23 protein-coding genes are annotated in these 22,852 nt (G+C 74.3%); 10 read left to right on the top strand and 13 right to left on the bottom strand.

The genetic code is table 11. The features are described 5' to 3' along the window. Positions 1 to 8 precede the first annotated feature (8 nt). From GWJ10_RS09110 to GWJ10_RS09090, 5 genes are all read right to left on the bottom strand, one after another. A complete protein-coding gene (locus GWJ10_RS09110; RefSeq protein ID WP_163186979.1) occupies positions 9 to 1,001 on the bottom strand; it encodes a hypothetical protein in 993 nt (330 codons plus the stop codon). A gap of 74 nt (positions 1,002 to 1,075) precedes the next feature. Then, a complete protein-coding gene (locus GWJ10_RS09105) occupies positions 1,076 to 1,699 on the bottom strand; it encodes an ATP-binding cassette domain-containing protein (RefSeq protein WP_076405546.1) in 624 nt (207 codons plus the stop codon). Next, a complete protein-coding gene (locus GWJ10_RS09100; RefSeq protein ID WP_163186977.1) occupies positions 1,696 to 2,760 on the bottom strand; it encodes a peptidoglycan-binding domain-containing protein in 1,065 nt (354 codons plus the stop codon). The genes GWJ10_RS09105 and GWJ10_RS09100 overlap by 4 nt, the downstream gene beginning before the upstream one ends. A gap of 34 nt (positions 2,761 to 2,794) precedes the next feature. Continuing rightward, positions 2,795 to 3,283: a hypothetical protein gene (locus GWJ10_RS09095; protein WP_163186975.1), complete on the bottom strand. Its 489-nt coding sequence runs from the start codon at positions 3,281 to 3,283 to the stop codon at positions 2,795 to 2,797. A gap of 169 nt (positions 3,284 to 3,452) precedes the next feature. After that, a complete protein-coding gene (locus GWJ10_RS09090; protein ID WP_163186973.1) occupies positions 3,453 to 3,878 on the bottom strand; it encodes a hypothetical protein in 426 nt (141 codons plus the stop codon). A 231-nt stretch (positions 3,879 to 4,109) separates the two neighbouring features. On the opposite strand from GWJ10_RS09090, the gene GWJ10_RS19595 reads away from it, so the two are divergent. From GWJ10_RS19595 to GWJ10_RS09050, 8 genes are all read left to right on the top strand, one after another. Beyond that, positions 4,110 to 6,356 (top strand): hypothetical protein, encoded by a 2,247-nt coding sequence (locus tag GWJ10_RS19595; RefSeq protein ID WP_206158385.1) that lies wholly within the window; start codon positions 4,110 to 4,112, stop codon positions 6,354 to 6,356. A gap of 231 nt (positions 6,357 to 6,587) precedes the next feature. Beyond that, entirely contained in the window at positions 6,588 to 8,369 is a 1,782-nt protein-coding gene (gene leuA / locus GWJ10_RS09080) for a 2-isopropylmalate synthase (RefSeq protein WP_043651760.1), read from the top strand. Positions 8,370 to 8,489: 120 nt separating this feature from the next. After that, entirely contained in the window at positions 8,490 to 9,611 is a 1,122-nt protein-coding gene (locus tag GWJ10_RS09075) for an ABC transporter permease (protein ID WP_163186971.1), read from the top strand. Then, the gene (locus GWJ10_RS09070; protein WP_163186969.1) at positions 9,608 to 10,318 is read left to right on the top strand and encodes an ABC transporter ATP-binding protein; all 711 of its coding nucleotides are present in this window, start codon (positions 9,608 to 9,610) and stop codon (positions 10,316 to 10,318) included. The genes GWJ10_RS09075 and GWJ10_RS09070 overlap by 4 nt, the downstream gene beginning before the upstream one ends. Positions 10,319 to 10,438: 120 nt before the next feature. Then, positions 10,439 to 11,011 (top strand): TetR family transcriptional regulator, encoded by a 573-nt coding sequence (locus GWJ10_RS09065; protein WP_163186967.1) that lies wholly within the window; start codon positions 10,439 to 10,441, stop codon positions 11,009 to 11,011. A gap of 54 nt (positions 11,012 to 11,065) precedes the next feature. Beyond that, positions 11,066 to 11,884 carry a DNA repair protein RecO gene (gene recO / locus GWJ10_RS09060; protein WP_061266734.1) on the top strand — a complete coding sequence of 273 codons (819 nt, stop codon included), beginning with the start codon at positions 11,066 to 11,068 and terminating at the stop codon, positions 11,882 to 11,884. Then, positions 11,884 to 12,687 (top strand): isoprenyl transferase, encoded by an 804-nt coding sequence (locus tag GWJ10_RS09055; protein ID WP_061266733.1) that lies wholly within the window; start codon positions 11,884 to 11,886, stop codon positions 12,685 to 12,687. Before recO ends, GWJ10_RS09055 begins: the two co-directional genes overlap by 1 nt. A gap of 69 nt (positions 12,688 to 12,756) precedes the next feature. Further along, on the top strand, positions 12,757 to 13,131 hold the full coding sequence (locus GWJ10_RS09050) for a VOC family protein (protein WP_163186965.1): 375 nt from the start codon (positions 12,757 to 12,759) through the stop codon (positions 13,129 to 13,131). A gap of 42 nt (positions 13,132 to 13,173) precedes the next feature. Here the strand turns inward: GWJ10_RS09050 and GWJ10_RS09045 are convergent, their stop codons facing one another. The 6 genes from GWJ10_RS09045 to GWJ10_RS09020 are packed head-to-tail and all read right to left on the bottom strand — an operon-like array spanning position 13,174 to position 17,667. Beyond that, the gene (locus GWJ10_RS09045; protein WP_076405533.1) at positions 13,174 to 13,851 is read right to left on the bottom strand and encodes an alpha/beta hydrolase; all 678 of its coding nucleotides are present in this window, start codon (positions 13,849 to 13,851) and stop codon (positions 13,174 to 13,176) included. Positions 13,852 to 13,881: 30 nt separating this feature from the next. Further along, positions 13,882 to 14,490: a hypothetical protein gene (locus tag GWJ10_RS09040; RefSeq protein WP_076405531.1), complete on the bottom strand. Its 609-nt coding sequence runs from the start codon at positions 14,488 to 14,490 to the stop codon at positions 13,882 to 13,884. Positions 14,491 to 14,493: 3 nt separating this feature from the next. Next, positions 14,494 to 14,886: a transcriptional repressor gene (locus GWJ10_RS09035; protein WP_009864106.1), complete on the bottom strand. Its 393-nt coding sequence runs from the start codon at positions 14,884 to 14,886 to the stop codon at positions 14,494 to 14,496. Next, on the bottom strand, positions 14,883 to 15,851 hold the full coding sequence (locus GWJ10_RS09030) for a metal ABC transporter permease (protein WP_076405529.1): 969 nt from the start codon (positions 15,849 to 15,851) through the stop codon (positions 14,883 to 14,885). The genes GWJ10_RS09035 and GWJ10_RS09030 overlap by 4 nt, the downstream gene beginning before the upstream one ends. Next, on the bottom strand, positions 15,848 to 16,678 hold the full coding sequence (locus GWJ10_RS09025) for a metal ABC transporter ATP-binding protein (RefSeq protein WP_082774215.1): 831 nt from the start codon (positions 16,676 to 16,678) through the stop codon (positions 15,848 to 15,850). The genes GWJ10_RS09030 and GWJ10_RS09025 overlap by 4 nt, the downstream gene beginning before the upstream one ends. Further along, on the bottom strand, positions 16,675 to 17,667 hold the full coding sequence (locus tag GWJ10_RS09020; protein WP_076405528.1) for a metal ABC transporter substrate-binding protein: 993 nt from the start codon (positions 17,665 to 17,667) through the stop codon (positions 16,675 to 16,677). Before GWJ10_RS09020 ends, GWJ10_RS09025 begins: the two co-directional genes overlap by 4 nt. A gap of 161 nt (positions 17,668 to 17,828) precedes the next feature. Between GWJ10_RS09020 and GWJ10_RS09015 the strand changes: the two genes are divergently transcribed. Further along, complete coding sequence (locus tag GWJ10_RS09015) at positions 17,829 to 19,226, top strand: glycine--tRNA ligase (RefSeq protein ID WP_021482542.1); 1,398 nt, start codon at positions 17,829 to 17,831, stop codon at positions 19,224 to 19,226. 111 nt (positions 19,227 to 19,337) lie between these two features. Here the strand turns inward: GWJ10_RS09015 and GWJ10_RS09010 are convergent, their stop codons facing one another. Further along, positions 19,338 to 19,496 (bottom strand): hypothetical protein, encoded by a 159-nt coding sequence (locus tag GWJ10_RS09010; RefSeq protein WP_021483859.1) that lies wholly within the window; start codon positions 19,494 to 19,496, stop codon positions 19,338 to 19,340. Between the two features lie 116 nt (positions 19,497 to 19,612). On the opposite strand from GWJ10_RS09010, the gene dusB reads away from it, so the two are divergent. Further along, the gene (gene dusB, locus GWJ10_RS09005) at positions 19,613 to 20,848 is read left to right on the top strand and encodes a tRNA dihydrouridine synthase DusB (RefSeq protein WP_163186963.1); all 1,236 of its coding nucleotides are present in this window, start codon (positions 19,613 to 19,615) and stop codon (positions 20,846 to 20,848) included. Between the two features lie 135 nt (positions 20,849 to 20,983). Here dusB and GWJ10_RS09000 read toward each other — a convergent pair whose 3' ends face one another. Next, the gene (locus tag GWJ10_RS09000; RefSeq protein WP_163186961.1) at positions 20,984 to 22,837 is read right to left on the bottom strand and encodes a glycoside hydrolase family 13 protein; all 1,854 of its coding nucleotides are present in this window, start codon (positions 22,835 to 22,837) and stop codon (positions 20,984 to 20,986) included. Positions 22,838 to 22,852: the final 15 nt, after the last annotated feature.

The raw sequence follows: 22,852 nt of genomic DNA, 5'->3' as shown, positions 1-22,852 counted from the left end.
GCGGCGTCTCAGCGATCCTTGAAGTAGCGGAACAGCGAGCGCTCGCGGGTTCCGAGGACGCCGAGCAGCGCGCCGAGGAGCGCGCCTCCCGCGCCCACGGCGACCACGCGCAACCCCGTCCACCACGCCTCCGCTCCGGGGTCGGGGTTGCCCCACCGGGAGATCCAGAGCAGGCATGCGCCGGCGATCAGCGCACCGGCGAGCGTCCAGGCGAGGACCTCCAGGAGCACCTGCCAGGCGAGCGCGGGCCGGGGGACCCGCGCGTGCAGCGCGGCCGCCAGCTCGAGCCGCCGCGCGCGGACCGAGGCCGCTCCGAGCACGAACCCTGTGAGCAGCGCTGCGACCGGCGCGTGACGTGTCAGCCGGTGCGCCAGCAGGTCGAGCGCGTCGTGCCCCGCGCCCAGCCGGGTGTTCAGCTGGCCCAGCGTGGCCTCGGTGGGGTCCGTCCCCGGGAGGAGGGCCATCGGGAGCAGCGCGCTCGACCCGGCGTCGACGGGCCAGACCTCGGCCCAGCAGACGTCGAACGTCCCTGCCGGGGGGACCGGCGTCAGCACGGCGTAGGCGAGCGCGCGATCGCGCCCGTCGTCGGGGTAGGCATAGATGCCGGCCACCGTCGCGTCGCCCGACGACGTGGCGAGCCGGTCTCCCGCCACCACGCCGAGGGTCTCGGCGAGCCCTGCGGACAGCCAGACGCCGCTCGTGCGCGCGGGCGTCGTCGTCCCGGTGAGCACGTCGAGCAGACCCGGAGTCACGTCGAAGACGCTGAGCCGCGAGGAGGGCAGGCTGAGCGCCCGCAGAGGCTCGCCGGCGCGGTAGGCCCCGGCGGTGATGCCGGGGACGTCGCCGATGGCCTCGCACCGACCACCGTCCACGCGTTCCGGCGCAGCGAGCGTCGCGATCGCTGCCCCCGACGCCCGGAAGTCGGCGGCACCGCGCAGCACGTCGACGACGGCACGGGTGTCGAGCGCAGCGAGGGTCCCCACCAGGAGGACGAACGCCACGGCAAGCAGGAGGGCGCGGGTGGTGCCCGAGCGGAGATTGCGTGCGGCCTCGGACGCGACCGACCGGGGCCGCATCACGAGGTCCTCGTCGCTCGGGCCCGGGTGAGGTCGACGACGCGGGTGCACGCGTCGCGCGTTCGAGGGTCGTGGGTGGCGACCACGACGATCGAGTGCTGCTGCGCCACTCCGGCGAGGACGGCGTTCACCGTGCCGGCGGTGCGCAGGTCGAGCTGGGCCGTCGGCTCGTCGACGAGCAGCAGGTCCGGGGCGAGCGCGACCGCGCGCGCGAGCATCAGCCGTTGTGCCTCTCCGCCTGACAACGCGCGGAACGGACGGTCCGCGGTGGCGGAAAGCCCGAAACGATCGAGGATGGCGCTCGCTCGCAGCTCGGCCTCGCGGCGCCGCAGCCCCCGTGCGAGAAGGGGCAGGACGACGTGGTCCAGGGCGGAGCGCCGCGGCACGCCGTGGGGGTTCTGGAAGACCCACCCGACGTGTTCTATCCCCTCCCGCTCCACCGTGCCCGCGGACGGCGTCACCCAGCCGGCCAGGATGCTGAGCAGGGTCGACTTGCCCGAGCCCGACGGTCCGACCAGCGCGACCACCTCGCCCGGGTCCAGGTCCAGGTCCAGGCCGGAGAACAGGTCGCCGGTACCGGCGAACGCGTGGGCGAGACCCCGCGCACGGACTGCTCGGGTCACCGGCAGTCCCGGCTGCCGGTCGGCGGCGTGAGCGCGACGCGGGCAGGGGTGCTCCCGTCGTCGAACGTGACGAAGGTCTGGCCGAGCGAAGAGGCCACGACGGTCACCGGGCGCGGTCTCCCGTCGGCCACGACGCAGGCCGTGCCGCCCGAGAGGCCGTACAGGGCCCCGGGCGCCACCGTGGAGACCTGGAGCGGCTGCGCCAGCACGTAGTCGAGGGTCATCGGCTCCGTGGCTCCCTCGCTCTGCGAGAAGCGGAACGCCGCGTCGTCGTGGACGGCGTCGAGGAACGACCTGTCCCGGACCACGCCGTCGTCTCCGACCGCGGCCGTGGTCTGGGACCCGGCGAGCCGCACGACGCGGTCGCCCGGCGTCGCGTCCTGCGGCACGGCGTCGATGCGCACGGACTCGAGGACGCCCGCGACGGTCGCCAGCCCGGTGCCGGCGAACGGCTGGCCGACCTGTGCCTCGCACGTCGTGACGGTCACCGAGGGCGCCGGCAGCCACAGGACGGAGGCGACCGCGAGCGCTCCGGGCGGCCGCGCAAGACCGAGCACGTCTCTCTGCAGCGCGGACACGGAGGCCTTCGTCGCCGCGCCGTACTCGCCGTCCGGCTCGACGTCGAAGCCGAGCCGGGCCAGCTCGCGCTGGAGGCTCGCCACGTCGTCGCCCCTCGAGTCCGGCGCGAGGTCCCGCCACAGCGGGACGTCGGTGGCCAGCGCGAGGACGGGGCGGTCGTCGATCGTCGCAGGCGAGCTGCCTGACGCGATCGTCGCACCCGGCGCGCACGCGCTGCGTCGCAGCCGCCCCGAGTCGCCGAGCGTCAGCGTCGTGCTCGGGGTGAGCTGCGGGGTGACCGGGACCTGACGGGCGTCGTCGAACTCCTGCGTCACGACGGCGACGGACGCTTCAGCCGTGGCAGGGCCCCGCAGCGAGGCGGGGGTGCGCTCGGGGACGACGAGGACCCCGGCGATCGCCCCGCCCGTGACGAGCACCAGCGCCGTCAGGGTGGACGTGGCCCACGCGGTCCTGCGCGGGGGAGCGAGAGCGGCTCGCTTCACGGCACCCTCGTCTCCTGTTCGCGCTCCTCGACGGCTATGACACGCACGTCCCGACCTCAGGCGGAGGGACGTAGGACTCGTCGTCGACGAGCTCCTGCAGCTCCTGGTCCGTGAGGTCATGGATCTCGTCGACCCCGGCCGACTCCAGGCACTCGCGCCACAGCTCCAGCAAGGACCTGCCCTCGGGGTTGCTCCGCATCTCGTGGTAGTACAGGCCGATGTCCCAGATCGTCCCGTCCGCGCACGCGTCGGCGATCGTAGGAATCTGGTCCAGCGCGGCCTCGGGGTCTGCCGAGGCGCTACGGAAGGCGTCCTGGGACTCCTGCGTCGCGCCGTAGGAGAACCCGTCGCCGTCGCCGAAGTCCGCCTCCAGGCCGCGGTCAGACATGCAGCGCGCGTAGGCGTCCCGCGCCTCGGCGAGCTCTGCGTCGGTGATCTCGTAGTCGGCGAGCACCTGCCGCTCCAGCGCGCTGACGTCGTCGGCGAGGAGCGCGTCGATCTCCGTGCGCCACCGGTCGGCCACGTCCGGCGCCGGGTCCGCGCCGGAGGAGCACCCCGCCAGTGCCAGCGCGAGGCCCGCTACGGCGACACCGAGGTGCTGCCTGGTCCGTGGACCTTCGAGCGTCCTCGCAGCCTGCCGACCGGTCCGGACGGTCGTTCCTGGGCGCCGGAGCATCGACGTGCGCACTGCTCTACACCGTCTGCTCGTAGAAGCCGAGCTCCGCGCTCCCGGACATGATGGACCCGCCCGTCCTGCCGGAGGCGTACGTGGTGCCGCTCGGTACGTAGACGGTCACGTTGCTCGTCGAGACCTGTCGGTTCGTCCAGTACGCGGTGCCGCCGGCGGACCGGTACTGCACCCGGGCGGAGACGCGGTAGCAGCTGCTGTTCTGCGCGGTCGCGCCACCGCTCGGCTTGAGCGCCTTGTACTGGCACGTCGCGGTGCTCGCCCGCACGGTGATCGTGCCGGTCGCCGCAGTCGCCGTCGGAGGGAGGGCCACCAGGCCCCCCAGCACCAGGACGCCTGCGGCCCCGATGCTCGCCCACGACTTCCTCAGACTCTTCTGCAGCACCATGTCTGCCCCCCCGGGGATGTGGTCGCCTTCGTCGGCGGCCATGGAGTCCTCATCCAAGTGTCCTGGACCGCGTTTCGCAGGGGTGCTCACATAATGGGACGGCGGGTCGGTCGCGCTCGTGGCCCCTCCTCGGCGGGCGGCCTGATCCGCCCCGGGAGGACGGCGCCGCGCGTGGGCGCTTGAGCCGCACGTGATGAACCGGTAGAAACGGTCGGGGCCCCTCGGCCCGGCGTGCGTGCGACCGGCACCGCGCGACAGCGTAGGGAGTGCACGATGACCAACCAGACAGAGCCGGCCGAGGACCCGCAGCCCGGTGCTGCGGGCACCGGGCCGACCCGGGCGCCCCAGGGCGTCACGGCGGGTGACGGGGACTCCACGGCCGAGCGCGCACCGGACGGTGCGACGGGCTCGGCAGGGTCGGACCCGGACGCGGCGGGAGCCGCGGACACGGGCACGGAGAAGGACACGGGCTCCGCGCGCGAGACCGGCGGGGCCTCGACGGCGACCGCCACCGCGTCGCCCTTCGCCGGGATCCCGGTGAGCGACTACGTGCGCGACGGCGTCGGCGCGCTGCTGCTCCTCGTCTCCCTCGCGCTGCCGTGGGACGTGTCGAGCCGCGCGTCGGACAAGATCGAGGTCGTCCTGCTGACGATCCTCTCGCTGCTGACGCTCGCGCTGCCGTACCTCGCGCGCACGGGCGTGCTCCCGACGACCTGGACCGTGCACACCACGCGCACGGTCCGTCTGCTGGCCAACGCGCCGTACGTGCTGCTCGTGCTCGTCTACCTCGTGGTCGACGTCGTGGGCGGCGGCGACCTCGCCGACGGGTGGGGCGGGGTCGGCTCCGCCGCCGCGCTCGGCCTCGCGGGCGCGCTCCTCGCGGCGCAGCCGCGCGAGAGCGAGCTCGGGCCGCAGGACCAGGACCGCGCGGTCACCGACCGGTGGCTCCAGGCGCTCCTCGCGCTCGCGGCGCTCCTCGCCCTCACCGTGCTGCTCACGGTGATCCTCACCGCCACCGGGACGCGCCTCGGCGGCGCCCTGTTCGTGCTGCTGGTGATCGTGGCCGCGGTGTTCGTCCTCGCGCTCGCCGGGCTGCCGACGTACGGCACGTGGCGCCGGTCCGAGGCCGCGCGCCTCACGCTCGTCGGGCTGGGCGTCATGCTCGCCGTCGGTTTCGTCCTCGGCTCGGGCAACAACGGGCTCGTGACGATCGAGAGCACGCACGGCGGCCGGTTCGGGCTCGTGCTCGTCCCGGCGCTCGCGGCCGTCGCCGCGGCGCCCGCCGTGCACCGCGCGATGGCTGCCGCGGACCCGGTGACCACCTGGGTGCGCGTGGCCGTCAACGCCCTCGACCTCGTGCTCGTCGTCGCGGGCTACGTCGCCGTGAGCGCCGTGCTCACCCTGGCCGACGGCGCACGCGGCGTCCCGGTCGTCCTCGCCGTGATCGTCGGTGTCCTCGCGTCCGCCGTCGCGTTCGTCGCGCGCCGCTCGCTCGCTCGCGACGCCGCCACCGGGCGCCCGCTCGCACTCGGTGGCGCCGGCGTCGTGGCGCTGCTCGGCATCGTGCTGCTCGTCGTGACGTCGAACCGCGTCGTGCTCGGCGGCGGCGTGGAGCACGTGCTGCTCGCCTTCGGCCTCCCGCTGCTCGTCGTCGGGGCGCTCACCGTCCCGCGCGAGGTCCGTGCGTACTTCGCCGAGCACCGCCCCGTGCCCGCGGCCACCGGGGCGGAGGCGGCACGCGCCTACGTGTGGGAGCCGCCCGCGCCGAAGCCCCCCAAGCCGGCCCGGCCCGCGCCTGCCCCGGCGGGCCCGCCGACCGGCGCGCACCCGACGACCGGGCACTCGGGTGCCTACCCGGGCACGGGCGCCTACCCGGCCACGGGACCGACGGGCGCCTACCCGGCCACCGGACCGACGGGCGCCTACCCGCCGGCCGGGCACACGGGTCCCGTCCCGACGCAGCAGGCGGCGGACCGGCGGTTCGCCGCCGGGTCCGACGCGACCGAGGTGCTCCCGGTCCAGCCGGCGGAGCCGGAGCGCAGCGGGTACGCCGCGCGTCCCGGCCTCACGCCCGACGAGGGCCCGTCGACGGCGGTCCTGCCCGCCTACCAGGAGGAGCAGCCGGGCACCGGCCCGCAGCCGACCGCCCAGCAGCCCGGCCAGGGGTACCCCCAGCAGGGATACGGCCAGCAGCAGGGCTACGCGTCCTCCGGGCCGGGGCAGCAGAGCTACGCGCCGCAGGGGTACGACCCGCAGGGCTACGGCCAGCAGGGGTACGCCCAGCAGCCCGCGGCGCAGCAGCCGTCGTACGCCCCGCCGGCCCAGCCGGCGGGCTTCACCGCGGCCCAGGCGCTCGACCCGGGCACGCCGCTCGAGGTCCTGGCGCAGATCGTCCAGGACGCGCCGCACCTGCGGCCCCAGGTCGCGGCGAACCCGTCGACGTACCCGGCGCTGCTCGAGTGGCTCGGCAACCTCGGTGACCCTGCGGTCGACGCGGCGCTGCGCGCGCGACGCGGCTGACGCACCCCGGCGCCCGGTCGGCCCTCCGCGCGAGGGCCGGCCGGGCGCACCCACGCCGTGCCCGAGGAGCGGACGTCCCGGGCGCGCGGACGGCGGAGGAGTACAGTGGCGTCGTGCACCTGATGCGGCAGCTCCTCCTTCGTTGCCGCGGCGAGGCCCTGTAGCCGGTTCCTCGTCGCGGTGGTTGGTGTGCCGGCTGACACCGATCAGGACGACCCCGAAGGACCGACGATGAACGCCTCCGCCCCCACCTCGACGCCCACCGCCGCGGACCCGAACCCGCAGCAGCCGTCGGGCATGCCGATCCACAAGTACCTGCCGTTCCACCGGCAGATCGACGTCTCCCTGCCCGACCGCACGTGGCCGGACAAGCGCATCGAGACCGCGCCCCGCTGGTGCGCCGTCGACCTGCGCGACGGGAACCAGGCCCTCATCGAGCCCATGAACGCGGAGCGCAAGCTGCGCATGTTCGAGCTGCTCGTCGCGATGGGCTACAAGGAGATCGAGGTCGGCTTCCCCTCGGCCTCGCAGACCGACTTCGACTTCGTGCGGATGCTCATCGAGGAGGACCGCATCCCGGACGACGTCGTCATCCAGGTCCTCACGCAGTCCCGCGAGCACCTCATCGCCCGCACGTACGAGGCGATCAAGGGCGCGAAGCAGGCGATCGTGCACCTCTACAACTCGACGTCCGTCCTGCAGCGCGAGGTCGTGTTCCGCTCGGACGAGGACGGCATCATCGCGATCGCCGTCGACGGCGCGCGGCTGTGCAAGAAGTTCGAGGAGACCGTCCCGGAGACGACGGTCTACTACGAGTACTCGCCCGAGTCGTACACCGGCACGGAGCTCGAGTTCGCGGCCCGCATCTGCAACGAGGTGCTGGAGGTCTTCGAGCCCCGCCCCGACCGCAAGGTCATCATCAACCTGCCCGCCACGGTCGAGATGGCGACACCGAACGTCTACGCCGACTCGATCGAGTGGATGAACCGGCACCTGCACCACCGCGAGAACGTCGTGCTGTCGCTGCACCCGCACAACGACCGCGGCACGGCGGTCGCGGCCGCCGAGCTCGGCTACCAGGCGGGCGCGGACCGCATCGAGGGCTGCCTGTTCGGCAACGGCGAGCGCACCGGCAACGTCTGCCTCGTCACGCTGGGCATGAACCTGTTCAGCCAGGGCGTGGACCCGCAGATCGACTTCTCCGACATCGACCACGTGCGCCGCACGGTGGAGTACTGCAACCAGCTCGGCGTCCCCGAGCGGCACCCCTACGCGGGCGACCTGGTCTTCACGGCGTTCTCCGGCTCGCACCAGGACGCCATCAAGAAGGGCTTCGACGCGATGGCCGTCCGTGCGGAGGCGGAGGGTGCCACGGTGGACGACATCACGTGGGCCGTCCCGTACCTGCCGATCGACCCCAAGGACGTCGGCCGCTCGTACGAGGCCGTGATCCGCGTCAACTCGCAGTCCGGCAAGGGCGGCATCTCCTACCTGCTGAAGTCGGAGCGCCACCTCGACCTGCCGCGCCGTCTGCAGATCGAGTTCTCGCAGTCCGTGCAGCAGCACACCGACGCGCACGGCACGGAGGTCACCGGCGAGGACATCTGGCGCCTCTTCTCGGACGAGTACCTGCCCGTCGAGCCCGGCTCCGGCCTGGAGCCGTGGGGCCGGCTCAAGCTGCGCTCCACGCGCGCGTCGTCGAGCGAGGACGGCCCCGACACCCTGAGCGTCGACGTCCTCGACCGCGGCGAGGAGCTGACGCTCGAGGGCACGGGCAACGGCCCGGTGGCGGCGTTCGTCGACGCGATCGCGCAGGTGGGGGTCGACGTCCGCGTCCTGGACTACGCGGAGCACGCGCTCTCGGAGGGCGGGGACGCCACGGCCGCGGCGTACGTGGAGTGCCAGGTGGGCGACGACGTCCTGTGGGGCGTGGGGATCGACCCGTCGATCACGACCGCCTCGCTCAAGGCCATCGTGTCCGCCGTGAACCGTGCGGAGCGTGCCCAGGGCTGACCGCCCTCCCGCCGATCTCGCCGACGGCCCGGACGACCTCGTCGTCCGGGCCGTCGGCGTTTTGTCGACACCATGTTGGTAAGATGCCGACGCACTGTCGACAAAATTGGAAGGCTTCTCATGTTCCTCGCGTTGCGCGAGCTCGTCTTCGCGCGCACCCGCTTCCTGCTCATGGGCGGTGTCGTCGCGCTGGTCGCGGTCCTCGTCGTCCTCCTCTCCGGGCTGTCCGCCGGCCTCGTCAACGACGGCGTCTCCGGCCTCAAGCGCACGCCCGTCACCGACTTCGCCTTCGCCGAGGGCGCCGGGACGGACGCCGCGTTCACGCGCTCCGTCATCGAGACGGACCAGGTCGGCACCATGGCCGAGCAGCCGGGCGTGCTCGAGGCCGCCCCGTACGGCCTGCTCCTGGCGAACGCGCACCAGGAGGACGGCTCGCCCGTCGACCTCACCCTCGTGGGCGTCGAGCCCGGATCGTTCGTGGCCCCGGCCGCGATGGCGGAGGGCGACGCCGTCGGGGCGGCGGACGGCATCGTCGTCTCGGCGACCGCCGCCGAGGACGGCCTCGCCGTCGGCGACACCGTTGCCCTCGCGCGCCCGGAGCGCACGCTCACGGTCGTGGGCGTCCTCGAGGACCAGCACACGTTCGGCCACGTCGACATCGCCTACCTCCCGCTCGGCACGTGGCAGGAGCTCCTCGCCGGGGCCGAGCAGCCGGGAGCCGACGTGCCGGACGTCGCGACCGCCGTCGCGCTGCGCACCGATCCCGGGTCGTTCGACCGCGAGGCTGCCGACGCGGCGTCGGGCACGGTGACGCGCACGCTCACCGAGTCCTTCGACGCCTCGCCCGGGTACACGGCCGAGACCGCGACCCTCCTGCTCATCCAGGTGTTCCTCTACGCCATCTCGGCGCTCGTGGTCGGGGCGTTCTTCACCGTGTGGGTCATCCAGCGCCGGCACGAGATCGCCGTGATGCGCGCCATGGGGGCACGGCGCCGCTTCCTGCTCGCCGACTCCCTCGGCCAGGCCGCCGTGCTCCTGCTCGCCTCGATCGGCGTGGGCTTCGCCCTCGGTGTCGCGGCGGGCGCGGGCCTCGGCGCGTCGCCGATGCCGTTCGCGCTCCAGGCCCCCGACCTCGTGCTGGCCGGCGTCCTGCTCTTCGTCCTCGGCATGGCCGGAGCGGCCGTCGCCGTCGCGCGCGTCACCTCCGTCGACCCCCTGACCGCCCTGGGAGGGCAGCGATGAGCACCACCACCCCCGCCACGCCCGTGCTCGAGATCGACCGGGTCACCGTCCGCCACGGCGACGGCGACACCACGGTCGTCGCGCTCGACGAGGTCAGCCTGAGCGTCGCCGCGGGCGAGCTCGTCGGTGTCGTCGGGCCCTCGGGCTCCGGCAAGTCGAGCCTGCTCGCCGTCGCCGGTGCGCTCACGGCGCCGGACTCCGGGACCGTCCGTCTCGAAGGGGTCGACCTCGGCGCGACGAACGACCGCGAGCGGGCCCGGCTGCGGCGCGAGCGCATCGGCTTCGTCTTCCAGTCCGGCAACCTCCTCCCGGCGCTCACGAGCGTCGACCAGCTCCGGCTCGCGCTGCGGGTCGCCGGGATCGACGAGCGCGACCCCCGTGCCCGCGACCCCCGCGAGCTGCTGGGCTCGGTGTCCATGAGCCACCGTGCCGACCGGCGCCCGGACCAGCTCTCGGGCGGCGAGCGGCAGCGCGTGGGGATCGCCCGCGCGCTCGTCGCGAGCCCCGCGCTGCTCCTCGTCGACGAGCCGACGGCGGCGCTCGACCGGGCCCGCAGCCACGAGGTCGTGAGCCTGCTGGCCCGCGAGGTCGAGGCATACGGCGCCGCGGCGCTCATGGTCACGCACGACCACGACGTGCTCGAGCACTGCCACCGGGTCGTCGAGATGGTCGACGGGCGGCTCGGGCTGCCCGCGGTGGCCGGCTGACGTCGGCGGGCGGCTCCGGGAGGCCGCCCGACCGCCCCCGGTCGGGCATGATGGTCCGGCCGGGGGCCGTCGCGCTCCCGGGGGAGCGCTTCGCAGAGCGCTCCGGGAAGGAGGACCCTCGTGCCCAAGATCGCCGCCCCGACGGTGGCCGAGCACCGCGCGGCGCAGCTCCGGACCCTGCTCGACGCCGCGCGCGACCTCATCCGCGAGGACGGCAGCGGGCTCACGCTCGCGGCGGTCGCGGCGCGGGCCGGGCTCGCCCGGTCGAGCGTCTACCAGTACTTCCGGTCGCGGGAGGAGCTGCTCGACGCGGTCGTCGCCGACGTCGTGCCGCGGTGGTCCGCGCGCATCACCGCCGCGGTGGCCACCGCGGCGTCGCCAGAGGACGCGATCGTCGCCTACGCGCGCGAGAACCTGCTCCTCGTGGCCGAGGGCGAGCACGCCGTCGTCGCCGCGCTGCGCGCCGAGGCGGGCCGCGAGGCGCTCGCCCATCAGAGCGCCGCGATGCACGCGACGATCCTCGTGCCGCTCGTCGAGGCCCTGGAGCAGCTCGGCGTCCCGGACGCCGCGCGCTCCGCGGAGCTCGTCAACGCCGTGGTGCTCGCCGCGGCCCGCCAGGTCGAGTCCGGCGAGGACGCGGGCACGACGCTCGCCCGGGTCCGCGCGGTCCTCGGGTGCCTCGCGCCCGCGTGACCGCCGTCGGCGGGTGGTGCGCGCCGTGTCGGCGGCGTGACGGACAATAGGGGCGTGGTGCTGTACCGAGACGACGCGATCGTGCTGCGCGCCCAGAAGCTGGGCGAGGCGGACCGCATCGTCACCCTCCTGACGCGCGAGCACGGGAAGGTGCGCGCCGTCGGCAAGGGCGTGCGCCGCACGTCGTCCCGGTTCGGCGCGCGGCTCGAGCCGTTCATGCTCGTGGACGTCCAGCTCTACGCGGGCCGGTCGCTGGACACGGTGACGCAGGCGGAGACGATCGGCCCGTACGCGCGCCGGATCTGCGAGGACTACGGCCTGTACACGGCGGGTGCCGCGATGCTCGAGACCGCGGAGCGCCTCGTCGCCGACGAGCGCGAGCCCGCCGTGCAGCAGTACTGGCTGCTCGCGGGCGCGCTGCGGGCGCTCTCGGAGCACGCGCACGCGCCGGGGCTCGTGCTCGACTCCTACCTCCTGCGCGCGCTCGCCGTCGCGGGCTGGGCGCCGTCGTTCGTCGACTGCGCGCGGTGCGGCGAGCCGGGCCCGCACCACGCGTTCGCCGTCGCGCAGGGCGGGGCCGTGTGCTCGCGCTGCCGCCCGCCGGGCTCGACGGCGCCCGCGCCCCAGACCTTCGCCCTGCTCGCCGCGCTGCTCGCGGGGGAGTGGGACGCGGCCGACGCGTCGGACGCCCGGCACCGCAAGGAAGCGAGCGGCCTCGTGGCCGCGTACAGCCAATACCACCTGGAGAGAACGTTGCGATCACTGCGCATGGTGGAGCGGGACGCCCCCGCCCCGCACGTCCCCGCCGTCCCGCACGCCGACGAGGCCGCCGCCTCCGCGGACCCGCGCGCCGGTGCCGGGGCGGACGCCTGATGGCGCGGCGCACGTACCAGCCGCCGTTCCCGCACCCCAGCGGTGCGCGGCCCCCGGCGATCCCGGCGCAGTTCGTGCCGAACCACGTGGCGGTCGTCATGGACGGCAACGGCCGCTGGGCCAACGCGCGCGGGCTGCCGCGCACCGCGGGCCACGAGGCCGGCGAGGCGGCGCTGCTCGACGTCGTCGCGGGCGCCATCGAGATCGGCGTCAAGCACGTGTCGGCGTACGCGTTCTCGACCGAGAACTGGAAGCGCTCGCCCGACGAGGTCCGCTTCCTCATGGGCTTCAACCGCGACGTGATCCGGCGTCGCCGCGACGAGATGGACTCGTGGGGCGTGCGCGTGCGGTGGGCGGGGCGTCGTCCGCGGCTCTGGGCGTCCGTGATCAAGGAGCTCGAGGTCGCGGAGGAGCAGACGAAGCAGAACGACGTCTGCACGCTCACGATGTGCGTCAACTACGGGGGGCGCGCCGAGATCGCCGACGCCGCGGCCGCCATCGCGCGCGAGGTCGCCGCCGGGCGGATCGACCCGCGCAAGGTCACGGAGCGGACGGTCCAGCAGCACCTCGACGAGCCCGACCTGCCGGACGTGGACCTGTTCCTGCGCAGCTCGGGCGAGCAGCGCACGTCGAACTTCATGCTGTGGCAGGCCGCGTACGCGGAGCTCGTGTTCCTCCCGGAGCCCTGGCCCGACGTGGACCGCCGCTCGCTGTGGCGCGCCGTCGAGGAGTACGCGCGCCGCGACCGCCGCTACGGCGGTGCGGTCGACGCGGTGGGCGGGACGGCGGGCGGCCCGGCCTGACGTCGCGCGCGGAGCAGCGCGTGCCTTGTCGCCGGGACGCCGTGGGAGGCGGCCGGTAGCGTGCGCGGCATGACTCTGAGCATCGGCATGGTGACCGTCGACTCCACCGACCCGCGGCCGCTCGCCCAGTGGTGGGCGCGCCGCCTCGGCGGGCGGCTCGTCGACGAGGCGGACGGGTGGTTCCTCGAGGTCGTGCCCGCCGAGGGGGTGACGGCTCCGGTCCTCGGGTTCCAGCGCGTCGAGGACCCGACGCCCGGCAAGAACCGGCTGCACCTCGACCTCGGCACGTCCGACCGCGAGGCGGACGTCGCGGCGCTCGTGGCGGACGGCGCGACGCTCGTCGGGGAGCACACCATCCCCGGGTACCGCTGGGCGGTGCTGGCCGACCCGCAGGGCAACCAGTTCTGCGTCGGCGCGCCCGAGGCGCCGACGAGCGTCGGTTGAGGCGCGCGGTCGTCCCGTCGGGCGTCCCGTCGGGTCGGCCCGTCAGCGAGCCAGCGCGTCGAGCCGGGCGGCGAGCTCGGCCGGGCGGCTGAGCGCCACGAGGTGGCCGCCCGGCATCGTCTCGACCTCGGCACCGAGCCGCTCGCGCGCGACGGCGCGTTGGAACGGCGGCGGGAAGAGGCGGTCGTCGTCGCCCTGCAGCACGACCGTGGGCACGGCCGGCCAGGCGCGGGCGGGCCACGGCTCGGCGAAGGACCGCTCGGACGGCTGCCGGTCGCTGCGCTGCACGACGACCGCGACCGGGTCCGGCACGTCGTGGAAGAAGTCGTCCACGGGGTCGAACGGGCCCAGGCCCGTGGCGGCACGACGCGCGGCATGGTCCGTCGCCCGCCACCAGTCGCCCCCGCTCTCGCCCGGTCGCGGGATCATCGGGTTGAGCAGCACGAGCAGGCGGACCGCCTCGCGCTCGCACACGAGCGGCCCGACGTACGCGCCCATGGACTGGGCGACCACCACGAGGTCGTCCCGCTCGGCGGGGGCCGTCGCCCGGCGCAGCGTCGTCACCGCGACGTCGGTGAGGTCCGCCCAGTCGTGGCCCTCGTCGTGCTGGGGGAGGTCGACGGCGACCGGCCGGTGGCCGAGCCGGTCGAGCTCCGGGACGAGCAGGTCCCAGTACGCGGGGTCGCCGCCGGCGCCGGGAAGCAGGAGGAACGTCGTCATGGAGGTTCGGACGGTCCGGGACGCGTCATCTCATCGGTCGGTGTGCGGCGCGTCCTCGTCGCGAGGGAGCGTCGCCTGCCCGTCCAGCGCGGGGACGTCCCCGGCGGGCGCGCCGGTCGGCACGACCGCGGCGTCGGCGCCCGCCCGGGCGGCCCGACGGCGGGCCATGAGGACCACCGCCACGACGACCACGACGACGATCGCGACGAGCACCGCGACGCCCGTCGGCGAGCCCGTCGCGGCGGCGAACGCGGCGGTCCACACCGCCCACCCGACGGTCGCGTAGATCGTCGCGTGCACCGCGCACCCGAGGATCATGGCCGCGAGGTAGCGCCCGAACGGCATGCGCACGACGCCCGCGGCGGCGTTGATCACGGTCTTCGTCCCGGTCGCGAGGAACGACGCGGGCACCGCGAGCACGCCCCACCGCCGCACGGTCTCGATCCCGCGTGCGGCCGACCGTCCGGACAGCCAGGCGTGGACGCGCGCGACCCACGGCTTGACGGGGCGTGTGCGGTCGAGCGTCCACGTCGTGACGAGGCGCGCGATCCAGTAGGTCGCCTGCGTCCGCACGAACGCGATCGCGAAGAAGAAGGCGAAGAGCGCGGCGAACGGGGCGCCGTCCAGCGCGTCGGGCACCGCTCAGTCCTGGACGGCGGTGGCCCGCGCGCAGCCCGCGCACGTGCCGAACAGCTCGATGGTGTGCTGGATGTCGACGAACCCGTGCGAGGTGCCGACCTGGTTGGCCCAGGCCTCGACCGTCGGGCCGTCGATCTCGACGGTCCGCCCGCACGCCCGGCACACGAGGTGGTGGTGGTGCTCGCGGCGCTCGCACCGGCGGTAGAGGTTCTCGCCCTCCTCGGTGCGCAGCACGTCCACGTCGCCGCCGTCCGCGAGGCTCTGCAGCGTGCGGTAGACGGTGGCGAGCCCCACGTTGTCGCCGCGCGTGCGCAGGATCTCGTGGAGCTGCTGGGCGCTGCGGAAGTCCTCCAGGTCCTCCAGCGCGTCCGAGACGGCGGCGCGCTGGCGGGTCATGCGCTGCACGGGTCACCTCCGGTGGTGCGGTGGGTCGACCCCGAGGGTACGAGGTCGAGCTCGACGTCGTCGGGGATGTCCGGGTGCGGGTCCCGCGCGACGCGCGGCCGCCGTCGGACCCACAGGGGTCGCAGCGCGGCGACGACGAGGTACGTCGCGATCGCGAGGACGACGATCGTCGCACCCGGCGAGACGTTGTTCCAGTACGTGAAGGACAGCCCGACGACGCACACGACCACCCCGACGACCGACGCGACGAGCATCGTGCGGCGGAACGAGCGCGTGACGAGCTGGGCGACCGCGACGGGCACGATCATGAGGGCGCTGACGAGCAGCAGCCCGACGACCCGCATCGACACGGTCACGGTGAGCGCGGCGACGACGGCGACCGCGATGTTCAGCGTGCGCACGGGCAGGCCGGACGCGCGCGCGAACTCCTCGTCGTGGCTCACCGAGAACAGCGCGGCCCGCAGGCCGACACCGACGAGCAGGATCACCGCGCTGAGGACGACCGTGAGGACGAGGTCCGACGACGTCACCGTCGAGATCGAGCCGAACAGGTACTGCATGAGGCTGCCGGACGAGCCGCCCGCGAGGCCGATGAGCAGGACGCCGCCCGCGATGCCGCCGTAGAACAGGAGCGCGAGCGCGAGGTCACCGCTCGTGCGGCCCCGCTCGCGCACGAGCTCGATCGCGACCGCGCCGAGCACCGCCGCGACGACCGCGCCGGGGATCGCGAGCGCGTCGTTCGGCACGACGCCCATCGCGGCGCCGACGAGCCACCCGAGCGCGACGCCCGTGAGCGCGACGTGCCCGATGCCGTCGCCGAGCAGCGAGAGCTTGCGCTGCACGAGGTACGTGCCGACGACGGGGGCGCTGACGCCGACGAGCAGCGCCGCGAGGAGGGCGCGCTGCATGAGCGGGTCGGTGAGCAGCAGGGAGATCTCGGAGAACAGGGTGGTCATGAGGCCGTCCTGGGTGCGTGGCCTGCGGAGAGGTCGGGGTTCAGGGTGTCGGTGAGGCCCGTCTCCGGGCCCGCGGGACGGTTGTCGCCGTCGACGGGCTCGTGCGGGTGCAGGTGCTGGTGCGTCGCGCCCGCGTGCGTGGACGACGCGCGGGGCGGGGCGCCGTCGTGCACGACGCGCCCGTGGCGCAGGACGACCGCGCGCTCGACGAGCGGGGCGAGCGCCCCGAGCTCGTGGAGCACCACGAGGACCGTGAGGCCGTCGCCCACGAGGCGCGTCATCGTCGCGGCGAACGCCTCCTGGCTCGGCTTGTCGACGCCCGCGACGGGCTCGTCGAGCACGAGCAGGTCGGGCCGGCGGACGAGGGCGCGCGCGATGAGCACGCGCTGCTGCTGCCCGCCCGAGAGCTCGGCCGTCGAGTCGTCGGCGCGGTCCGCGAGGCCCACGAGCTCGAGCGCCTCGACCGTGCGGTCGCGCCACCCGCGCGGGAGCCGGAGACGGCCGCCGCCGAGGAGCCCGGACGCGACGACCTCCGACGCGGTGGACGGCATGCCCGAGGGCGCGCTCACGCGTTGCGGCACGTAGCCGAGCCGCCGCCACGGCAGCCGCGGGCCGAGCGGCGCGCCGAACAGGTCGACGGAGCCGCGGGAGAGCGGCACGATCCCGACGAGCGCACGGACCAGCGTCGACTTGCCCGAGCCGTTCGCGCCGAGGAGCGAGACGACCTCGCCCGCGCGGACCGAGAGGTCGATGCCGCGCAGGATCTCGCTCCCGCCGAGGGTCACGTGGACGTCGCGCGCGGCGATCAGCTCGGGTGCGTCCGTCATGCGCACGCGAGGCCGGACGTGAGCGCCTCGAGGTTGGACTCCATGACCTCACGGTAGTCCGTCGCGCCCTCCGCGAGGCTCTCGAGCGGGTCGAGCAGAGCGGTCCGGACGCCGAGGTCGTCGGCGAGCGTCTGGGTCACCTTGGGGCTGACGAGCGTCTCGAAGAAGAGCGTGGTCACGCCGTTCTCCCGGACGACCTCGCCGACCTCGCGCAGGCGCGCGGGCGAGGGTTCCGCCTCGGGGTCGATCCCGGAGATCCCGACCTGGTGCAGGTCGTAGCGCTCGGCGAGGTAGCCGAAGGCCTCGTGCGAGGTGACGAGCGTCGCGCCCGCGCACGGGGCGAGCGCCTCGGCGAACTCGGCGTCCAGGTCGTCGAGGTCCGCGGTGAGGGCGGCGGCACCGGCCGCGTAGTCGTCGGCGTGGTCGGGGTCGATCGCGGAGAGCTCGTCGGCGACGGCGTCGCCCACGGCGGCCAGGCGTGTCGGGTCGAGCCAGAAGTGCGGGTCCGTGGGGCCGTGGTCGTGACCGTCGCCGGACTCGTCCGCGTGCTCGGCGTGCTCCTCCGCGGTCTCGTCGGCGTGCTCGCCCTCGCCGCCGGGGTGCTCCTCGAGCCCGGCCGACGCCGCGGCGTCGACCACGTGCTCGGGGGCGCGCTGCTCGATCCCCTCGTCGACCGCGGGCTGGAACCCCGAGAGGTAGACGACGAGGTCGGCGTCGCCGATCGAGCGGACCTGCGCGGGCGCGAGCTCGAGGTCGTGCGGCTCGGCCGCGGGCGGCGTGAGGTTCGCGACGTCGACGTGCTCCCCGCCGACCTGCTCGACGACGTACTGGAGCGGGTAGAACGACGCGAGCACCTGGAGCCGGCCGTCGTCGCCGCCTCCTCCTCCCGAGCCGCCGTCCCCGGGGGAGCACGCCGCGACGAGCGCGGCCGTGGCGAGGGCGGCGGTGGTGGCGAGGGCGCGACGGCGCCGGGAGGGGGAGCGGTGCATGACCACCAGTCTCCGCCTTCTTGAGAATGAATGTCAAAACCGTTCCCGGTGAGCCGGGTCACGGCCGGGTACGCTGGTCGGTCGGCGCCCGTGCGGGCGTCGCCCACCCGTCCAGCCCCCACGAGCCACGTGCGGGGCCGTGAGCACCAGGAGTGATGTCCGTGGCCGCAGCGCCCTCGCCCACCGCCCGTCTCGACGCCGTCGTCTCCCTCGCCAAGCGGCGCGGGTTCGTCTTCCCCTCGGGCGAGATCTACGGCGGCACCCGCTCCGCGTGGGACTACGGGCCCCTGGGCACCGAGCTCAAGGAGAACATCAAGAAGCAGTGGTGGCGCGCGATGGTCACGAGCCGCGACGACGTCGTGGGCCTCGACTCGTCCGTGATCCTGCCGCGCCAGGTGTGGGTCGCGTCGGGCCACGTGGGCGTCTTCACCGACCCGCTGACGGAGTGCCTGCACTGCCACAAGCGGTTCCGCGAGGACCAGATGATCGAGGAGTTCGAGGAGAAGAAGGGCCGCGCGCCCGAGGGCGGCCTCGCCGAGATCGTCTGCCCGAACTGCGGCACGCGCGGGCAGTGGACCGAGCCGCGCGACTTCAACATGATGCTCAAGACGTACCTCGGCCCCGTCGAGGACGAGTCGGGCCTGCACTACCTGCGCCCCGAGACGGCGCAGGGCATCTTCGTGAACTTCGCCAACGTCATGGGAGCGAGCCGCAAGAAGCCGCCGTTCGGCATCGGCCAGATCGGCAAGTCGTTCCGCAACGAGATCACGCCCGGCAACTTCATCTTCCGCACGCGCGAGTTCGAGCAGATGGAGATGGAGTTCTTCGTCGAGCCCGGCACGGACGCCGAGTGGCACCAGTACTGGATCGACACGCGCACCGACTGGTACGTGGACCTCGGCATCCAGCGCGACAACCTGCGCCTGTACGAGCACCCGCAGGAGAAGCTCTCGCACTACTCGACCCGCACGGTCGACATCGAGTACCGCTTCGGCTTCTCCGGCTCGGAGTGGGGCGAGCTCGAGGGCATCGCGAACCGCACCGACTTCGACCTCAAGACGCACGCCGAGCACTCGGGCAAGGACCTGTCGTACTTCGACCAGACGAAGAACGAGCGCTGGGTGCCCTACGTCATCGAGCCGGCCGCGGGTCTCACGCGCTCGCTCATGGCGTTCCTCGTCGAGGCGTACACCGAGGACGAGGCGCCGAACGCGAAGGGCGGCGTGGACACGCGCACGGTCCTGCGCCTCGACCACCGCCTCGCGCCGGTCAAGGCCGCCGTGCTCCCGCTGAGCCGCAACGAGCAGCTCTCGCCCAAGGCGAAGGACCTCGCGACGGAGCTCCGCAAGTACTGGAACGTCGACTTCGACGACGCCGGCGCCATCGGCCGCCGGTACCGCCGCCAGGACGAGATCGGCACGCCGTTCTGCATCACGGTCGACTTCGACACGCTCGACGACCAGGCCGTGACGATCCGCCACCGCGACTCGATGAGCCAGGAGCGCGTCGCGCTCGACAAGGTCACCGAGTACCTCGCCGGGCACCTGCTCGGCGCCTGATGCGTCACCGGCCCGGCGCACCGGCGCCGGGCACGCAGGAGGGGCGGGACCGTGCGGTCCCGCCCCTCCTGTCGCGTCTCGTCGGGACGCGTCGCCCCCAGCGGCCTCGCGCTAGCGGGCCGCCCCCTTAGCCCTGTTGAGCAGGCCGATCACCAGGCTCACGACGAGCACGATGATGCCGATCCAGATGAGGATCTTCGCGGCCTCGATGGCGACGCCGAGGATGAGGAGCACGGCGCCGACGATGACCAGGATGAGCCAGAGAGGCATGTCGTCCCTTTCGTCCGTGTCCGGCCTGGATTGCCGGACCTCCTCAACACTGCCACGACCGTACGCTGCTCGCTCGTCGAAACGGGCTCGTCGTGCAGCGGGAGCCGGGTGGGACAATGGGGCGCGTGACTGCACCCGCTCCTGCCCTCAGCACGACGACCGACCGCTCCGACCCGGGGACCGGTCCGCTCGTGGCGCCGCTGCGGATCGGCCCGATCGTCGTCCGGACGCCGGTGGTCCTCGCCCCGATGGCGGGCGTCACGAACCGCGCGTTCCGCACGCTGTGCCGCGAGGCCGGCGCGTCCGGCGGCGACGACCCCGGCCTCTACGTCGCCGAGATGGTCACGAGCCGCGCGCTCGTCGAGCGCAACCCCGAGGCGCTGCGCATCGTGACGTTCGGCGCGGACGAGACGCCGCGGTCCGCGCAGGTGTACGGCGTGGACCCCGCGACCGTCCGCGAGGCCGTGCGCATCATCGTCGCCGAGGACCGCGCCGACCACGTCGACCTGAACTTCGGCTGCCCGGTGCCCAAGGTCACGCGCAAGGGCGGGGGAGCGGCGCTGCCCTGGAAGCGCGACCTGTTCACCGCGATCGTGCAGGGCGCGGTCGAGGCCGCCCGCCCGTACGGGGTCCCCGTCACCGTGAAGATGCGCAAGGGCATCGACGACGACCACCTCACCTACCTCGAGGCCGGCCGCATCGCGGAGGGCCTGGGCGTCGCCGCCGTCGCGCTGCACGCGCGCACCGCCGCCGAGCACTACTCCGGCACGGCTGACTGGTCCGCGATCGCGCGTCTCAAGGAGGCCGTCACGAGCGTGCCGGTGCTCGGCAACGGCGACATCTGGTCGGCCGAGGACGCCGTGCGCATGGTGCGCGAGACCGGGTGCGACGGCGTCGTCGTCGGGCGCGGCTGCCAGGGCCGGCCGTGGCTGTTCGCCGACCTCGCCGCGGCGTTCGCGGGCCGCCCGGAGCGCATGCGCCCCGGGCTGCGCGAGGTGGCGGGCACGATCTACCGCCACGGCGAGCTCATGATCGAGTACTTCGACGGCGACGAGGGCAAGGGCATGCGCGACCTGCGCAAGCACATGGCGTGGTACCTCAAGGGCTACGCGGTGGGCGGCGACGCGCGCCGCGCGCTCGCGATGGTCTCGACGCTCGCCGAGCTGCGCGCGCTGCTCGACGACCTCGACCAGGACGCCCCGTACCCCGGCGAGGCCGCCGAGGGCCAGCGCGGCCGGGCCGGGTCGCCCAAGACGCCGCACCTGCCGTACGGCTGGCTCGACTCGCGCGAGCTCGACGCCGAGCACGAGGAGCGCCTGCGCGAGGCCGAGCTGAGCGTCTCCGGCGGCTGAGCGCCGCCTCCTCCGCAGGCTGGGCGCCGCTCCCTCGCCGGCTACCCGAGCGCGGCCCTGCACCGGCGGGACGCAAAGAACGACGGCCGGGACCCCCGCGGGGTCCCGGCCGTCGTGCACATGCAGCGGCGTCGGTCAGTGCGCGCGCAGCCAGACGGTCGTGTCCGACGGGACGCGGACCTGCGGGTCCGCGGAGCGGTCGGTCACGACCGGGCCGGAGGCCACGAGGACCTCCGTGCCGTGCGGCAGCACGACGGGCTCGGCGCCCAGGTTGGCGAGCACGACGACGTCGCGGTTGCGGAAGGCGACGACGTCCGCCGAGCCGGCGAACTCCTCGACCCACGCGAGCGTGCCCGCGCCCAGGCGCTCCGCGCGACGCGTGGCGAGGGCCGTGCGGTACGTCTCGTAGGTCGAGCCCTCGACACCGCGCTGCACGTCCGCGGCGTAGCGGCCGTACGACTCCGGCTGGGGGAGCCAGGTCTTGCCGGACGGCCCGAACCCGAAGCCCTCGGCGTCGGCGCGCCAGGGGAGGGGGATGCGGCAGCCGTCGCGGCCCGCCTCGGCGCCCTGGGTGCGGAAGAACGCCGGGTCCTCACGGACGTCGTCGGGCAGGGCGGTGTGCTCGGGGAGGCCGAGCTCCTCGCCCTGGTAGAGGTACGACGACCCGGGCAGGCCGAGCATGAGCAGCGACGCGGCGCGCGCACGGCGCAGGCCGAGCTCCTCGTCGGGCTGCGGGTCGTGGGCGAAGATGCCGTTGGGGCGCAGGCCCGGGTCGGCCAGGCCGAGGCGCGACGCGTGGCGCACGACGTCGTGGTTCGACAGCACCCACGTCGTGGGCGCGCCGACCTCGTCGTTCGCGTGCAGCGACGCCGCGATCACGGTGCGCAGCGGCGCGGCCGACCAGCCGGTGGTGAGGAACGAGAAGTTGAACGCCTGGTGCATCTCGTCCGGGCGCACGTAGCGCGCGAGGCGCGAGAGCGGCTCGACCCACGCCTCGGCGACGAGCGCACGGTCGCCGTCGTACTCGGCGAGGACGCGGTGCCACGCGCGGTAGATCTCGTGGACGCCGTCCTGGTCGAACATCGGGCCGGAGTTCCCGGCGCCCGTCGAGCCGTCCTCGGGGGCGCCCGGGTCGGTGCCCTCCTCGCCGTCGGCGGCCTCGGTGCCCTCGACCATCGAGACGGTGCCGTCCCAGTCGGGCAGGCCGTCGGCCTTGATCATGCCGTGCGCGACATCGACGCGGAACCCGTCCACGCCCTTGTCGAGCCAGAAGCGCAGGACCTGCTCGAACTCCTCGCGGACCTCCGGGTTGTCCCACGCGAGGTCGGGCTGGGTCGAGTCGAAGAGGTGCAGGTACCACTGCCCGGGCGTCTCGCCCTCGGTGCCGGTCACGGGGCGGGCGTTCGCGCCGGCCGTGACGCGGGTCCACGCGGGGCCACCGAAGATGGACTGCCAGTTGTTCGGGGGCAGCTCGCCGTGCTCGCCCTCGCCCTCGCGGAAGATGTACCGCGCGCGCTCCGGCGAGCCCTCGGGCGACGCGAGCGCCGCCTGGAACCAGGCGTGCTGGTCCGACGTGTGGTTCGGGACGAGGTCGACGACGATCCGGATGCCGCGCGCGTGCGCCTGGGCGAGGAGCTCGTCGAAGTCCGCGAGCGTGCCGAACAGCGGGTCCACGTCGCGGTAGTCCGCGACGTCGTAGCCCGCGTCCTTCTGGGGCGAGCGGTAGAACGGGCTCAGCCAGACGGCGTCGACCCCGAGCTCGGCGAGGTGGTCGAGCTTCGAGGTGATGCCGGGCAGGTCGCCGACGCCGTCGCCGTCACCGTCCGCGAAGGAGCGCGGGTACACCTGGTAGATGACGGCGTCGCGCCACCACTCGGGGGCCTCGCCCGGCCCGGTGTGCACGAGCGCCCCCGTGCTGAAGGGCGCCGGGGCGGTGGCCAGCCCGGTGCTGGTCGCGGCGGCGGTCGGCGTCGAATCGATACGAGTCATCGAGCTGTCGGTCCT

Origin of the sequence: Cellulosimicrobium sp. SL-1 (assembly GCF_011033075.1) — a bacterium.
GTDB lineage: Bacteria > Actinomycetota > Actinomycetes > Actinomycetales > Cellulomonadaceae > Cellulosimicrobium > Cellulosimicrobium funkei.
This window is presented reverse-complemented; position numbering and strand designations above follow the sequence as displayed.

Coding starts and splice junctions, on each gene's coding strand:
- GWJ10_RS09090 (WP_163186973.1), bottom strand. CDS start 3,878: ATGGCCGCCGACGAAGGCGACCACATCCCCGGGGGGGCAGACATGGTG.
- GWJ10_RS19595 (WP_206158385.1), top strand. CDS start 4,110: ATGACCAACCAGACAGAGCCGGCCGAGGACCCGCAGCCCGGTGCTGCG.
- leuA (WP_043651760.1), top strand. CDS start 6,588: ATGAACGCCTCCGCCCCCACCTCGACGCCCACCGCCGCGGACCCGAAC.
- GWJ10_RS09075 (WP_163186971.1), top strand. CDS start 8,490: ATGTTCCTCGCGTTGCGCGAGCTCGTCTTCGCGCGCACCCGCTTCCTG.
- GWJ10_RS09070 (WP_163186969.1), top strand. CDS start 9,608: ATGAGCACCACCACCCCCGCCACGCCCGTGCTCGAGATCGACCGGGTC.
- GWJ10_RS09055 (WP_061266733.1), top strand. CDS start 11,884: ATGGCGCGGCGCACGTACCAGCCGCCGTTCCCGCACCCCAGCGGTGCG.
- GWJ10_RS09050 (WP_163186965.1), top strand. CDS start 12,757: ATGACTCTGAGCATCGGCATGGTGACCGTCGACTCCACCGACCCGCGG.
- GWJ10_RS09045 (WP_076405533.1), bottom strand. CDS start 13,851: ATGACGACGTTCCTCCTGCTTCCCGGCGCCGGCGGCGACCCCGCGTAC.
- GWJ10_RS09035 (WP_009864106.1), bottom strand. CDS start 14,886: ATGACCCGCCAGCGCGCCGCCGTCTCGGACGCGCTGGAGGACCTGGAG.
- GWJ10_RS09030 (WP_076405529.1), bottom strand. CDS start 15,851: ATGACCACCCTGTTCTCCGAGATCTCCCTGCTGCTCACCGACCCGCTC.
- GWJ10_RS09025 (WP_082774215.1), bottom strand. CDS start 16,678: ATGACGGACGCACCCGAGCTGATCGCCGCGCGCGACGTCCACGTGACC.
- GWJ10_RS09020 (WP_076405528.1), bottom strand. CDS start 17,667: ATGCACCGCTCCCCCTCCCGGCGCCGTCGCGCCCTCGCCACCACCGCC.
- GWJ10_RS09010 (WP_021483859.1), bottom strand. CDS start 19,496: ATGCCTCTCTGGCTCATCCTGGTCATCGTCGGCGCCGTGCTCCTCATC.
- dusB (WP_163186963.1), top strand. CDS start 19,613: ATGGGGCGCGTGACTGCACCCGCTCCTGCCCTCAGCACGACGACCGAC.
- GWJ10_RS09000 (WP_163186961.1), bottom strand. CDS start 22,837: ATGACTCGTATCGATTCGACGCCGACCGCCGCCGCGACCAGCACCGGG.